Source organism: Methylomarinum vadi (assembly GCF_000733935.1).
Lineage (GTDB): Bacteria > Pseudomonadota > Gammaproteobacteria > Methylococcales > Methylomonadaceae > Methylomarinum > Methylomarinum vadi.
In genome coordinates this window covers 1813440-1826467 of the sequence record NZ_JPON01000001.1, presented here as the reverse complement: position 1 = coordinate 1826467, position 13028 = coordinate 1813440, and the positions used below count along the sequence as shown (strand labels likewise).

Here is a 13028-nt window from a genome sequence, read left to right as displayed (position 1 = left end):
ACAATAGGAGGAAATGTTGTTGATTGGCGAAGGATGAGAAGATGAAGCGAATATTGTTGGGGGGAAATGGACGGGGGCAAGTCGTCATGGATGCGGCGATGGGCAATCGTCATGGCATGATCGCCGGTGCCACCGGGACCGGAAAAACGGTGACGCTGCAGGTGCTGGCGGAGGCCTATTCTCGCCTCGGCGTGCCGGTGTTTATGGCCGATGCCAAAGGCGATCTATCGGGTATCGCCAAAGCGGGGTTGACGAATGCCGAAATCGAACGGCGTCTCCAGGCTATCGGCATCGCCGATTTTCGTTTTCGCGAAAATCCGACCGTATTTTGGGATGTGTTCGGTCGCAACGGGCATCCGGTAAGGACGACGATTTCGGACATGGGGCCGTTATTGCTGGGCCATTTATTGGAACTGAACGAGACCCAGACCGGGGTTCTGTACAGCTGTTTTCGCCTTGCCGATGACCAAGGCTTGTTGCTGCTGGATTTAAAGGATCTGCGCGCCTTGCTGAATTGGATGGCGGATCATGCTGCGGAGCTAAAATCCGACTATGGCCATTTTTCCCGAGCCAGCATAGGCGCCATTCAACGGCGCCTACTGGTATTGGAGGAACAAGGGGCGGGCGATTTTTTCGGCGAACCGGCGATACAGTTGGAGGATTTCTGCCGTAGCGATTTCTCCGGCAATGGCGTGATCAGCCTGTTGGATGCGACCGAGTTGATCAACAAGGCGCCACGGTTGTATGCGGCTTTCTTGTTATGGTTGCTGTCGGAATTGTTCGAAACGCTGCCGGAAGTGGGCGATGCCGATAAACCCAAGCTGGTGCTGTTTTTCGACGAGGCGCATTTATTGTTCGATCAGGCGCCGAAGGCCTTGCTCGATAAAGTCGAGCAGGTCGTTCGATTGGTTCGTTCCAAGGGGGTTGGCATTTATTTTATCAGTCAGTCTCCGTTGGATATTCCCGAGGATGTATTGGGGCAATTGGGCTTGAAGATCCAACATGCCCTGCGGGCTTTTACCCCCAAGGATAGGAAAGTGATCAAGGCGGTGGCGGAGAATTTTCGCGAAAATCCTACGCTGGAGACGGAAAAAACGATACAGGAATTGACGACCGGCGAAGCGTTGGTATCGGTCTTGAACCGGGACGGCAGTCCGTCCCCGGTGGAGAGGGTTCTAATGTGTCCGCCGGGTTCCCGGATCGGTCCTTTGAGCGAAATGGAAAGAAAGGAACATATTCAGCGCTCTCCCTATCACGGCCGCTACGAGCAAGCGGTGGATCGTGAATCGGTCTATGAAATACTGAAAAATAAGGCGGAACGCATGGTCGCTGTGGCTGAACGGCAAGACATTGGATCATCTTATGGTCGGCGAGGGAGAAATCGGCAATCGGTTGGCGAGGCCATGCTGAAAAGTGCTGCTCGCAGTATCGGCAGCCAGCTGGGGCGGCAGATTATCCGGGGGCTGTTAGGGTCTTTGTTGGGCGGCCGGCGTTAGCGGCCATGGTGCGGGAAGAGGGGGGGGGACTGGCCGCCGGGGCCAGTCGATCGTCTGTTTTGGATTATTGCATCGAGGCGCCGCACTTGCCCTCGCCGCATTTGCCTTCCATGCCTTTCGATTTGTCTTTAGGCATTGGTTTGTTGCCGGCGCATTTGCCTTCAACGGTTTTTTCTTCATTGCCTTGCATCATAGCGCCGCCGCATTTGCCTTCGCCGCAAGAACCGCCTTTCATTTTCTTGGAGCCGGAGTCTTTATCGGCTTGGGCGGTTTGCAGATAGCCGGAGGATAGTTCGGTCATGGCGAAGGGGTTGCTATCCCTGTCGGTAGTATTGTTTGCTTGCGCCGCAGTTGCGGACAAACCGGAAACTAAAGAAGTACCCAACGCAATTGCAAAAGGGGTCACGGTATTTTTTTTCATAACTTCTCCTAATGGTTAATGAGCTGATTGAGTCAATCAGTTTATGTAATTAATAACCTAAAATCAGACTTGATAATAACAAGGCAGTTCAATATTAACGTCGCCATTTAACGGATGTAAACATAATGACTGCGATATAATTAAGAAAAGTCTAATATTAATGTTTTTTAATAATATGGCTTGTATGATCCTTTAATCTGATAACAATCAAATTTACTATGGATTCAAAAAAATGGGACGGAAGAAAGTATAGGAAGAAGGTAATTGCCGAGGATTTGAAAAACTCCCCTGATAGAGCATCAGGGGAGTTTTCAGCTGAATTATTCTAAGACGTTATTGAAATCTCTAGCTTTTTGCAAAACTTGAGCTTCCGCTTCTGGAGTTGTTTGCGATGACATTTGTAAATGCTCGGTTTCTCTGCCTTTCAATAACAGAACGAATGCGATCATAATGATAGCAGATACTGCAACAACGATTGTGTAAGTATTGCTTTGTTTTTCTTCAGCCATTTTCATAATCCTCTTGGTAATTATTGTAATAATAACCCTTAAATACTGCTCTAAGGGAGCAACTCGAGTTGCATGTCGAATGTCTTTATATTGTTCTTAAGTCGACGGGGCTATTTGTATCACGGTCACAGGTTTTCTGTCAAAACTAAAATTCACAATAATGGGCAATTTATTTTTGCTATGCTTTAGTGAGTGGAAAATACGGCATATAAGGAGCCTATGTGTTTGAAATTGCAGAGTTAGGTCATAGCGTTAAAAAATCGGAATATCAGGAGAAAGTTTCGCTATTGCGCACGCAGTTATTGTTGGCTCAGCAACAACTAAAATCGTGCGATTTCCCCGTCATCATTTTGATATCCGGCGTCGATGGCGGCGGTAAGGGAGAAGTCATCAATTTATTGAACGAATGGATGGATCCGCGCTATATGAGAACCGTCGCCTTCGACGAACCTTCGGACGAAGAACGGGAACGGCCCGATTTCTGGCGTTTCTGGCGTACTCTACCGCCAAAAGGGTCTATCGGCATCTATGTCGGTTCCTGGTATAGCGAACCCTTGGCGCAGCGGGTCTATCAGGAAACCGGCGACAATCAGCTGCAAGTGCAACTCATGCACATTCGACAGCTGGAGCAGTTGCTGACGGACGACGGTGCCTTGATTATCAAATGTTGGTTGCATCTGAAAAAAGAAGAACAAAAAAAACGCCTGAAGTCGCTGCAAAAGAATCCGGAAACGCAATGGCGGGTGACGGACAAGGACCGCAAACATTTAGAGCTATATGACGAGTTCGTGAGCGTCGCCGAAAAGGTCTTGACGGAAACCAGTACCGCTTTTGCCCCTTGGTTGATCGTCGAAGGGTCCGATATTCGCTATAGCAGCCTGACGGTGGGGCAGCATATTCTCAACCGAATCGATCAGCATATCGCGCAACGGGAGGCGTTAAACCAGTTGCATAAGGAATCTAACTGGCAAACGATTAACCATGTCAGTCAGCAAAGTTTGCTGGATGCTCTCGATTTGTCGCTGCAACTAGAAAAGAAGGATTACAAACGGGAGCTGGAAAAATATCAGGGCAGAATCAACAAGCTGGTGCGTCAGGCCTGCCAGTTGAAACGTTCCAGTATTCTGGTATTCGAAGGTTGGGATGCGGGAGGCAAAGGGGGAGCCATCCGGCGTTTGACGCATGCCATAGACGCCCGCCATTATCAGGTTATTTCAGTCGGGGCGCCGACCGACGAGGAACGGGCGCATCATTATTTGTGGCGCTTTTGGCGCCATATCCCGCGCGCCGGCAAGGTGACGATTTACGATCGCAGCTGGTACGGCCGCGTTCTGGTCGAGAGGGTGGAAGGTTTCGCCAGTCATCAAGAGTGGCAGCGGGCCTATTCGGAAATCGTCAATTTTGAGGAAGCATTGGTCGATCACGGCATCGTGCTGTTAAAATTTTGGCTGCATATCGACAAGGATGAACAACTAAGGCGTTTCAAGGAGCGCGAACAAATCAGCTATAAACAGCATAAAATAACCGAAGAGGATTACCGCAACCGGGAAAAGTGGGATGACTATAAAAAGGCGGTTAATGAAATGATTGCCAGAACCAGTACCAGTAGGGCGCCCTGGATTTTGGTGGAAGGCAACGATAAATACTATGCGCGCATCAAAGTGTTGAAAGCTTATTGCGAACGCATGGAAAAAATGCTCGATGAATACGAGAAAGAGCATGACAAGGAGAAAGGCTAGTGCGGAAAGGATTGAATATGGGCAAGGTACTGGTGTTGTCGCTCGTTTTGCTCTATGTGAATGGGTGCAGCTTTTTCATTTCTCCCGCACTCGAGGAGTTGGGAGGTAATCTGCAACAGGTCATGTTGGATTCGGATGACCCCGATACCGTGACCGAAGCGATACCCGCCTATCTGCTGCTGCAGGAAGCTATCCTGGCCAGCGATCCCGAAAATATTGCATTATTGACTTCCACGGCCAGGTTGTATGCTGCCTATGCCGCCTTGTTGACCGACCAGGATGCCGATCGAGTTGAACGCACCGAACGCTTGAGTAACAAGGCATTGTTATTGGCGTCCCGTGCTGTTTGTCTCGATAAAGAGCAGTTTTGCAATTTGCAGGCGCTGAATTATGCCAATTTTGCGGCGATTATCGAGGAGGCGGAAAGCGATGATCTGGATAGCCTTTATCTATTGGGCACAGCCTGGGCCGGCTGGATCATGGCGCATAAGAGCGATTGGAATGCCGTCGCGCAATTGGCCCAGGTTAAGCTGATTATGAGCCATATCGTTGCCTTGGACGAGAATTACCGGCAGGGCGAGGTATATTTGTATTTGGGCTTGCTGGAAAGTATTTTGCCGGCCGCGTTGGGCGGTAAGCCGGATCTGGCCAAACAGTATTTTGAAAAGGCGAGAACCATGACCGGGGGCAGAAACCTGATGGTTTTGGTTTTTTATGCACAGCATTATGCGAGAATGGTGTTCGATCGCGAGTTGCATGATCGCTTGTTGAAAACCGTCATGGCCGCCGATCCGCAACAGAAGGGCTTGACCTTGATCAATACACTGGCGCAGCAACGCGCCGCCGAATTGTTACAAAGCGCCGACGAATATTTTTAACCTCTTATCCAGCCTATGAAATTTCTAATTCGCAACGTCATTCTGCCACTCTGTTTATGGTTGTTTAGCGTTAATACGGCATTGGCATTTACTTTCAAAATAGCCACTCTGTCGCCCGACGGTTCCTATTGGATGCAGCAATTGCGGGCGGGCGGCGATGAAATCAGCCGTAAAACCGAGAGGCGAGTCAGGTTCAAATTCTATCCCGGCGGCGTGATGGGCGATGATGTCAGCGTCATGCGGAAAATGCGTTTGCACCAATTGCATGGCGCGGCGGTGACCAATGCGGTATTGAGTAACATCTATCCGGATATTCAGCTTTATAACCTGATGCTGAAATTCCGTAATTTAAAGGAAGTCGATTATGTTCGGCACAAAATGGATGCAGAACTAATGGAAGGACTGGAACAACAGGGCATCGTCCCGTTGGGTTTCGCCGAAGTCGGCATGGCTTATGTCATGTCGACGGTGCCGGTGCGTACGCTGGATGACATGCGTAATAACAAGGTTTGGGTACCGGACGATAACCATGTCGTGCTCGAGGCGATGAAAGCTTTTTCCATTTCGCCGATTCCGTTGCCGTTACGCGATGTGTTGATGGGGCTGCAAACCGGCATGATCGACATCGTCGCCGGTTCTCCGGTTGGCGCGCTGGCGCTGCAATGGCATACCAAAGTCAAATACGTATCGGATATTCCGTTGCTGTATGCGTTCGGCGTGTTGATATTGGATAAGCAGGCGTTCGACAGGATTTCCCCGGCGGATCAGCAAATCGTCCGTGATGTCATGGCGCGCGTGATCGGGGAAATAGATCAGCGCAGCCGCGAAGATAATTTGCAGGCGGTCGAAGTGTTGAAAAAACAAGGGATCCAATTTTTGCAGCCGACGGAACAAGCGGCCGATGAACTACGGCGGACGATCGTCAGCGCCAATCGACGTATCGAGCAAGACGGCAATATGTCGGCGGCGAAAGTGCAAGAGTTAAATGACTACCTGGCGGAATTTAGACGGCAACAGCCATGAATTGGTCTTTCTTGCATTACCTCCATCGATTCTTTTTGAGAACGGAAACGTTTATCCTGGTGTTGTTGTTTTTATCCCTGATCATCCTGGCGGTGGTGCAGATTCTGTTACGCAATGTTTTTGCCAGCGGCCTAATTTGGGCCGAGTCCTATGTCCGTATCAGCGTGTTGTGGATCGCGATGATCGGCGCGATGATCGCCAGCCGTGGCGACCGGCATATCGCGATCGATGTCGCGGTAAAAAAATTACCTAAAGCCATCCGCGCCATAGCCAAGCGCCTGACCGGCCTGTTTTCCTCCGTTGTTTGCTTCATCATGGCCTGGTATAGCCTGCAGTTGGTCATCCAAGAATACCAGTACGGCGGTTATGCTTTTGGCGTGGTTCCGAATTGGTCGTGCGAGGCCATCATTCCATTCGCTTTTGCCATTATCGCGCTTCGTTATTTAATCTTCGGCATATTGCCTCGGCCAGACAGGGATTCTTGAGCCGATGACGATTGTTGCGATCATAATTATTCTGTTGATGGCGCTGCTTGGCGCGCCATTGTTCGTCGTGATTCTGGCCGCGACGATGCTGGGTTTCCTGAGTGCCGACGTGGATTTGGCGATTATTGCCGCGGAACTCTACCGGCTGGCGGAAACTCCGCTATTGCTGGCTTTGCCGCTGTTTACCTTTGCCGGTTATATCCTGTCGGAAAGCAATACCTCAACACGTATCATTCGCCTTACCCGGGTATTTTTCGGTTGGTTGCCGTCCGGGTTGGCGGTCGTATCGCTGGTTGCCTGTGCCGTGTTTACCGCCTTCACCGGCGCGTCCGGCATTACCATCGTCGCGCTGGGGGCCTTATTGTTGCCGGCATTGATACAAGAGGGCTATCAGGAGAAATTCAGTCTGGGCCTGGTAACGACTACCGGTAGCCTGGGCTTGTTGTTGCCCCCTTCGATACCGTTGATTCTTTATGGCATCATCGTGCAACAAATGGAGTTGGGGCAAAAGTTTACCTTGCCGGAGTTGTTTATGGCCGGTATTTTGCCGGCTTTATTGATGATCGTGCTGTTGGCGTTATGGGCTGCTTGGACATCCCGGCATCTGCCCTTGCGAAGGGGCGCATTTTCCGCCGCGGAAGCCGTTGCCGCGGTTAAGGAGGCCGCCTGGGAACTTCCATTACCGGTATTTATCGTCGTTGGAATTTTCGGCGGGTTTTTGACGATCTCCGAAGTTGCCGCGGTCACCGCCTTGTATGTGATGCTGGTCGAGACAATCGTCTATAAGGAAATCAAAGCGCAACATTTGATCAAGGTGATTACCGATTCGATGCAAATGGTGGGAGGGATTTTACTGATTCTGGGCGTGTCGTTGGCTTTCACCAATTATTTGGTGGATGCGCAAATACCGATGCATTTGTTCGAATGGGTCAGCGCCAATGTCGACAGCAAGTTGACTTTTTTGATGCTGCTGAATGTCTTCCTGCTGATTCTGGGCGCCATATTGGATATTTTTTCGGCACTGGTCATCGTCGTGCCGCTGATCGTGCCGATCGCATTGAATTACGGCGTTCATCCCGTCCATCTCGGGGTCATTTTCCTGGCCAATATGCAGATCGGCTATTTTACCCCGCCGGTCGGTATGAATTTGTTCATCGCCAGCTACCGTTTCAACAAGCCGATTACCGAGCTGTATCAGGCCACCATTCCGTTCATGTTGATTTTGCTGCTGGCGGTGTTGATCATTACCTATGTGCCGTGGTTGAGCACCTGGTTTATTCGCTAAAAGCCGAAGGCGCGGTGGAGTTGTTAGCCTTATTTCTTTTGGTTTTTGGCTTCGGCATGAAGTGCGGCGCCGATAATGCCGGCCTGGTTCAATAAGGCAGCCGGTTTAATGGGGGCTTTGACGCTGATTTGCTGTTTGAACTTGTCGAATTTTTTGCTGGCGCCGCCGCCCAGGATAATCAAATCCGGCCAGAACAGGTCTTCCATCAGGCAGAGATATTTATTGAAGCGTTGCCCCCAGCTTTTCCAGCCCAGGTCTTCTTTTTTGCGTACGGCGTCCGAGGCATAATGTTCGCCTTCCTTGCCGTTGGCCATATAGACATGGCCCAGTTCGGTATTCGGCAGTAACACGCCATCGGTGAAAAACGCGGTCCCGAGCCCGGTGCCGATTGTGATTAACAGTACGACTCCGTTTTGTCCTGCGCCAACGCCGAAATGCATTTCGGCGATACCGGCGGCATCGGCATCGTTTAAACAAAAACAAGGGCACTGCGTCGTTTCGCTGAATAATTTATCGATATCGGTGCCGATAAAGCCCGAGGAAAGGTTGGCCGCGGTGCGGGCCACGCCATGCTGGATCGAAGCCGGAAAACCGCATCCTACCGGTCCTTGCCAGTTGAAATGAGAGGTCAATTGAGCCAATACCTCGGCAACGGCTTCGGGGGTGGCCGGTTTCGGAGTATCGATACGATGGCGTTCGCCCACGAACTCGCCCGTTTCCGTATCCACGATGGCGCCTTTGATTCCCGAGCCGCCGATATCGACACCTAGAATTTGCATGACAATTCCTTAATAATTGTTGTAAGGCTATTGTAGATAAAGCCCTTGCAAATGCAACCCGTAGCCCTTGATAAGTGTAGCTTACAAGGAAAATGATTATCTTTAAAATCTGTGAAAATTAGGCGAGCGCGCGTTATTGCAATATTAAGGAGGCGATCATGAAATCTGCCCATCGAATCTCATATCTGTATCCGGTCATATTGTTTATCCTGCTGACGGTTTCATTAGCACGGGCCGTGGACAAGCCAGCTATCATGCAGGCCGAGGTTTATCAGCCGTCGGTTGATGTCGCGCAATATTGGGTTAGCGAAAAACTCGACGGTGTCAGGGCACGCTGGGACGGTCGGCAACTGATATCCAGGAATGGCAATGTGTTTCATGCGCCCGCCTGGTTCAGCAAGGATTTTCCGGATCGTATAATGGATGGAGAATTGTGGTCGGCTCGGGGGCAATATCAAACTATTGTATCCATCGTCAGTCGGCATGATGCGCATGACGGTTGGAGAAAAATTAAATTGATGGTGTTCGACTTGCCGGATGTTCCCGGTCCTTTTTCGGCCAGGGTTGACGCGATGCGGCGTATGGCAAACACTAACCATTCACCGTATCTGCAATTTATCGATCAATTCCGGGTGGCATCCCATGAAGCATTAATGCTGGCATTGGAACGAGTGACCGGGCAAGGTGGCGAGGGGTTGATGCTGCATCATCAGGATGCCCATTATCGCTTCGGCCGCAGCAAGCGATTACTGAAATTAAAACGCTACCAGGATGAGGAAGCCATTGTTATCGGCTATCGTCCCGGCAAGGGGCAATTTTCCGGCATGATGGGGGCTGTTAAGGTCAAAACCGAGGATGATAAAGAATTTTATATCGGCAGCGGTTTCACGAAGCAAGAAAGACAGAATCCTCCGCCCTTGGGTAGCCGTATCACCTTCCGTTATCAAGGGTTCACCGATAACGGCTTACCCCGTTTCGCGGTATTTATGAGGATACGCGAGGAACCGTGAGCGGCTGACGGATTCAGTTGCTATCGCTAAACCGAAACCAGCGGCTGGGACAAACGTGCTCCGCGAGTGGCGCCGTCCGGGCCGTATGTCGTCGCCGTTTGCGGTTGTCCGCGGAGAATTTCCATCAGGCGATGGTTGTGGCGAGTCAGGAGATGGATAGCCGCGCCATTTTGTTCGTTCAATGCTTGGCATTTTTTGCCGACCGAGGTGATCTGCTGCCATTGATTGGCGGCTTTATCTATCGTGAAGCCGGCGTTGAGCGCGGTTTGGAAGTATTTTGCCATGTCCTGCTGATGCAGTGACAGGTTCTCGGTGGCCAGGACCTGTATCAATTGCTTGCTGAATTGTTCTAACCGTATGATAGTGTCCTTCTTGTCGTTGGCGATTCGCGCGAGTTCTTCGGCAGGCAGGCGTTTTTTTAACACCCCCTGTTCCCGCGTGAGCAAATCGTATAACTTGAGACTCAATTCCAGGCCTTTGTCTAACAATTTTTCGGTGATGGGGTAGGTTTTGTTAATCATAGTTATGTACTGTCCAGATGGCGGTCTAATTCCAACATTTTTTCAGCGATGCTTTCGGCATTGATTTGATATTGGCCGTTGCGTAAAGCTTCCTTCACCTCCTTGACTTTGTCTAAATTCACTACCGATGTTGAGTTAGCCGACTCGAATGCTTGTTTTATGTTTTCGGTGATAGCGGTAACATCGACTTGAGGCGGCGTTGGGTTACTGTCAATCTTGCCGGTGTTCTCCATTTGTTGTTTTTTGCCCGTGGCAATAGGAGGCGTCCCCCCATTATTCACTTTGCCGGTAACTGGATTAATAGCCATGTCGAATGTCCTGTCTCTATTTATCTGTTTTTGTAAGCGGCATTGTAAGCAAAAACTTTAATCCAATTAAACATTTTAATTATCCATCATAAGGTTTAAACCACCGGCTTTAGCCGGTCAGCTTTAGCTGCGATAATTTGCCCAAGGAGGTGGCGATGGACTATAGATACGGCAGCCATACGGTTTACCAAATTGAGTATCATTTTGTTTGGGTTACGAAGTATCGTTATAAAGTGCTGAAGGATGAAATAGCCGAACGAGTGAGAGACTTGGTGCGGCAGACATGCGAAGCCTTTGAGATACGGATTATCAAAGGTGTCGTGAGCAAAGATCATGTGCACATTTTGGTGAGTGCGCCGCCGACTATGGCCCCAAGCGAAATCATGAGGCGAATCAAGGGACGAACTTCGAGCTATCTGTTCGAAGAGTTCCCGCACTTGAAAAAGCGATATTGGGGTCGACATTTTTGAGCCCGCGGTTATTTTTGCGCCACAGTGGGGCAAATGACTGATGAGATGATAAAGCAATATTTGGAGCATCACTTTGAACCTAATCCAAACGATAATTTCAAGATGGAGCCCGACTAAGACGCGTCGTTTAGTCGACGCGTATCCGGACTTTCAGTCCGTTATTGGAACCCACCCGCTTGAGCGGGTGGTTGTTTAGTAACCGAAACCAAGCCGGGGTCGATCACCGTGGCTTGAATAATACGTTTCGATTTGATGTTTTTAACCCGGATAGGTTGCCCTTTGCTTCCGTCCATCAGCGCGATTCCGGTCATGCTGATGCTGAAATAGGGTGATGTCGCTTGAATGGTGACTTTTTCCCCCCTTTTGACCAGCTTGGGCTCGACGAAATGAGTGCTGTTAATTACGGTGCCGGAGGCAAGATTGCGTTTGGCTTGCTGACCGATTATGTACTCCGGAGCGGTTAGATAGCCCTGGCGGAGATCGGCGATGTCGCGCGATTTTATGGTTAAATGGCGTTTGCCGAGGATGGCGCCACGACGCAGCGGCTGCGACAGTACCAATACTTTCTTATAGGCCTTGATTTGCGCGACCGTAAAAATAGTCCATTTTTTGTCGCCGTCACAATGAATGCCGATTGAATTTGCGCCGGCCCTCAGCGATCCGCTTTGGCTGAATACCTGCAGCGTTTGCGGACATGCAGGTAATTGTAAACGCGGATCTAATGACGACACACTGACTTCGAACTCCTTGGTCTCCTTGAACTCGGCGTTGATAAAACGGCTTATAGCGCCTTGTATCGAGGCGATCGATTGTGTCGAAGCATAACCGTTGTAGCTACAGAGCAGTAGTAATAGAAAAATGCGGTGTGGACGTATTGAATACATGGCGTCTGTCAAAATTTAGTCTCTTGCTTTTTTCCGATGCAGAAATTGGGCCAACTAAATTTCTAAAGTAAAACAGCGGAAAGTCGTTATACTTTAAAAAGTTTGTTTTAGTGTAATGCTGATTAATTCGGCATTGCCTGGAGTACAGGGACGCACTGAGACATCCAGGACGGATTTATTGAGTGAGAGCTTCCTTATAATTAATAAAGAGCAAAGACTGCTGGCTTGAGTTGTTTATCGTAGTATGCAGAGTCATTGCAATGACGAACATGAGAGGTTTTTATGGCTGGGGTATTGGAAGGCGTCGATCAGCGAACCAAATTAGCCGGACATAACAGATTCGAATTATTGCTGTTTAAGTTACACAGCCGTCAACGTTTTGGCATTAACGTTTTTAAGGTTCAGGAAGTTATTCAATGTCCAGCATTGACTCAAATTCCGAGGTCGCATTCCGTGATTTGTGGCGTGGCTCATCTACGCGGCAAAACCATTCCGGTCCTGGACCTTTCGATGGCGATCGGCTTGCCGTCGTTAAACCGGGAAACAGGCTCCTATGTGATCGTCACCGAATATAATCGAGCTACCCAGGGGTTCTTGGTCAATTCGGTCGATCGAATTATCAATATCGGGTGGGATGCCGTTAAGGCGCCGCCAAAAGGCGCTGGAAGAGGGGGGTATTTAACGGCGGTGACTGAGTTTGAAAAGGAATTGATCGAAGTGATCGATGTGGAAAAGGTCATGAAGGAAGTGATGGGGGCCAGGGAGGAGGCCTCGAACGAGCTGATCGATGCCGACTTTAAAGGGAGAGGCGATCATGTCATGGTGGTGGATGACTCCATGGTGGCGAGGAATCAGATCAAAAAAGTCTGCGATCAAGTGGGTGTGACGTGTTCAATTTTCAAGGATGGGATGGAGGCCTGGGAGCATTTAAACGATTTGCTTCAGCAAGGAATCGACATTTCGGATTATTACAGCATGATCATTTCCGATGTGGAAATGCCGCGCATGGACGGTTATACCCTGGCGACCAAGATCAAAAATGAGTCGCGGATGAGGGATGTCTATTTGATTTTGCATACGTCGTTAAGCGGCGTTTTCAATACTGCCATGGTGCAGAAAGTGGGAGCCAATGAGTTTTTGGCAAAATTCGATCCGGATGAATTGGTGTTGACGGTGCAAAAGCAGTTGAAACGCCATCATGAGCAGTGTGCGCAATGAAC

Annotated in this window: 14 protein-coding genes and 1 pseudogene; 9 read left to right on the top strand and 6 right to left on the bottom strand. The window is 49.7% G+C overall.

The features are described from left to right. Window positions 1–41 precede the first annotated feature (41 nt). Window positions 42–1496, top strand: a complete 1455-nt coding sequence (locus EP25_RS0109275; RefSeq protein WP_031433608.1) for a helicase HerA-like domain-containing protein — start codon at window positions 42–44, stop codon at window positions 1494–1496. Between the two features lie 64 nt (window positions 1497–1560). Here the strand turns inward: EP25_RS0109275 and EP25_RS0109270 are convergent, their stop codons facing one another. Both EP25_RS0109270 and EP25_RS0109260 read right to left on the bottom strand, forming a co-directional pair. Beyond that, on the bottom strand, window positions 1561–1917 hold the full coding sequence (locus tag EP25_RS0109270; protein ID WP_031433607.1) for an HvfA family oxazolone/thioamide-modified RiPP metallophore: 357 nt from the start codon (window positions 1915–1917) through the stop codon (window positions 1561–1563). A 320-nt stretch (window positions 1918–2237) separates the two neighbouring features. Next, window positions 2238–2426, bottom strand: coding sequence for a hypothetical protein (locus EP25_RS0109260; protein ID WP_031433606.1), 189 nt, complete (start codon window positions 2424–2426; stop codon window positions 2238–2240). Between the two features lie 221 nt (window positions 2427–2647). Here EP25_RS0109260 and pap point away from each other — a divergent pair, with 221 nt between their 5' ends. The 5 genes from pap to EP25_RS0109235 are packed head-to-tail and all read left to right on the top strand — an operon-like array spanning window position 2648 to window position 7836. Further along, the gene (gene pap / locus EP25_RS0109255) at window positions 2648–4165 is read left to right on the top strand and encodes a polyphosphate:AMP phosphotransferase (protein WP_031433605.1); all 1518 of its coding nucleotides are present in this window, start codon (window positions 2648–2650) and stop codon (window positions 4163–4165) included. After that, window positions 4165–5043, top strand: coding sequence for a TRAP transporter TatT component family protein (locus EP25_RS0109250; RefSeq protein WP_152555627.1), 879 nt, complete (start codon window positions 4165–4167; stop codon window positions 5041–5043). The genes pap and EP25_RS0109250 overlap by 1 nt, the downstream gene beginning before the upstream one ends. A 15-nt stretch (window positions 5044–5058) precedes the next feature. Next, entirely contained in the window at window positions 5059–6066 is a 1008-nt protein-coding gene (locus EP25_RS0109245; RefSeq protein WP_031433603.1) for a TRAP transporter substrate-binding protein, read from the top strand. Further along, window positions 6063–6551, top strand: a complete 489-nt coding sequence (locus EP25_RS0109240; protein ID WP_031433602.1) for a TRAP transporter small permease — start codon at window positions 6063–6065, stop codon at window positions 6549–6551. The genes EP25_RS0109245 and EP25_RS0109240 overlap by 4 nt, the downstream gene beginning before the upstream one ends. Window positions 6552–6555: 4 nt before the next feature. Next, window positions 6556–7836 (top strand): TRAP transporter large permease, encoded by a 1281-nt coding sequence (locus tag EP25_RS0109235; RefSeq protein ID WP_031433601.1) that lies wholly within the window; start codon window positions 6556–6558, stop codon window positions 7834–7836. 29 nt (window positions 7837–7865) lie between these two features. Here EP25_RS0109235 and ppgK read toward each other — a convergent pair whose 3' ends face one another. Then, the gene (gene ppgK / locus EP25_RS0109230) at window positions 7866–8615 is read right to left on the bottom strand and encodes a polyphosphate--glucose phosphotransferase (RefSeq protein ID WP_031433600.1); all 750 of its coding nucleotides are present in this window, start codon (window positions 8613–8615) and stop codon (window positions 7866–7868) included. 158 nt (window positions 8616–8773) lie between these two features. On the opposite strand from ppgK, the gene EP25_RS0109225 reads away from it, so the two are divergent. Then, on the top strand, window positions 8774–9625 hold the full coding sequence (locus EP25_RS0109225) for a DNA ligase (RefSeq protein ID WP_031433599.1): 852 nt from the start codon (window positions 8774–8776) through the stop codon (window positions 9623–9625). A gap of 26 nt (window positions 9626–9651) precedes the next feature. Here EP25_RS0109225 and EP25_RS0109220 read toward each other — a convergent pair whose 3' ends face one another. Both EP25_RS0109220 and flgM read right to left on the bottom strand, forming a co-directional pair. Continuing rightward, window positions 9652–10146 (bottom strand): flagella synthesis protein FlgN, encoded by a 495-nt coding sequence (locus tag EP25_RS0109220; protein ID WP_031433598.1) that lies wholly within the window; start codon window positions 10144–10146, stop codon window positions 9652–9654. 2 nt (window positions 10147–10148) lie between these two features. Beyond that, a complete protein-coding gene (gene flgM / locus EP25_RS0109215) occupies window positions 10149–10454 on the bottom strand; it encodes a flagellar biosynthesis anti-sigma factor FlgM (RefSeq protein ID WP_031433597.1) in 306 nt (101 codons plus the stop codon). A 155-nt stretch (window positions 10455–10609) separates the two neighbouring features. Between flgM and tnpA the strand changes: the two are divergent. After that, window positions 10610–11041: pseudogene (gene tnpA / locus EP25_RS0109210) on the top strand (IS200/IS605 family transposase). A gap of 41 nt (window positions 11042–11082) precedes the next feature. Here tnpA and flgA read toward each other — a convergent pair. Then, the gene (gene flgA, locus EP25_RS0109200) at window positions 11083–11808 is read right to left on the bottom strand and encodes a flagellar basal body P-ring formation chaperone FlgA (RefSeq protein ID WP_051906505.1); all 726 of its coding nucleotides are present in this window, start codon (window positions 11806–11808) and stop codon (window positions 11083–11085) included. 282 nt (window positions 11809–12090) lie between these two features. Between flgA and EP25_RS0109195 the strand changes: the two genes are divergently transcribed. Then, window positions 12091–13026, top strand: coding sequence for a chemotaxis protein CheV (locus EP25_RS0109195; RefSeq protein WP_031433595.1), 936 nt, complete (start codon window positions 12091–12093; stop codon window positions 13024–13026). Window positions 13027–13028 lie beyond the last annotated feature (2 nt).

Excerpts from the sequence above, each read along its gene's own strand:
- EP25_RS0109275 (WP_031433608.1), top strand. The coding sequence starts at position 42 with ATGAAGCGAATATTGTTGGGGGGAAATGGACGGGGGCAAGTCGTCATG.
- EP25_RS0109270 (WP_031433607.1), bottom strand. The coding sequence starts at position 1,917 with ATGAAAAAAAATACCGTGACCCCTTTTGCAATTGCGTTGGGTACTTCT.
- EP25_RS0109260 (WP_031433606.1), bottom strand. The coding sequence starts at position 2,426 with ATGGCTGAAGAAAAACAAAGCAATACTTACACAATCGTTGTTGCAGTA.
- EP25_RS0109245 (WP_031433603.1), top strand. The coding sequence starts at position 5,059 with ATGAAATTTCTAATTCGCAACGTCATTCTGCCACTCTGTTTATGGTTG.
- EP25_RS0109240 (WP_031433602.1), top strand. The coding sequence starts at position 6,063 with ATGAATTGGTCTTTCTTGCATTACCTCCATCGATTCTTTTTGAGAACG.
- EP25_RS0109235 (WP_031433601.1), top strand. The coding sequence starts at position 6,556 with ATGACGATTGTTGCGATCATAATTATTCTGTTGATGGCGCTGCTTGGC.
- ppgK (WP_031433600.1), bottom strand. The coding sequence starts at position 8,615 with ATGCAAATTCTAGGTGTCGATATCGGCGGCTCGGGAATCAAAGGCGCC.
- EP25_RS0109225 (WP_031433599.1), top strand. The coding sequence starts at position 8,774 with ATGAAATCTGCCCATCGAATCTCATATCTGTATCCGGTCATATTGTTT.
- EP25_RS0109220 (WP_031433598.1), bottom strand. The coding sequence starts at position 10,146 with ATGATTAACAAAACCTACCCCATCACCGAAAAATTGTTAGACAAAGGC.
- flgM (WP_031433597.1), bottom strand. The coding sequence starts at position 10,454 with ATGGCTATTAATCCAGTTACCGGCAAAGTGAATAATGGGGGGACGCCT.
- flgA (WP_051906505.1), bottom strand. The coding sequence starts at position 11,808 with ATGTATTCAATACGTCCACACCGCATTTTTCTATTACTACTGCTCTGT.
- EP25_RS0109195 (WP_031433595.1), top strand. The coding sequence starts at position 12,091 with ATGGCTGGGGTATTGGAAGGCGTCGATCAGCGAACCAAATTAGCCGGA.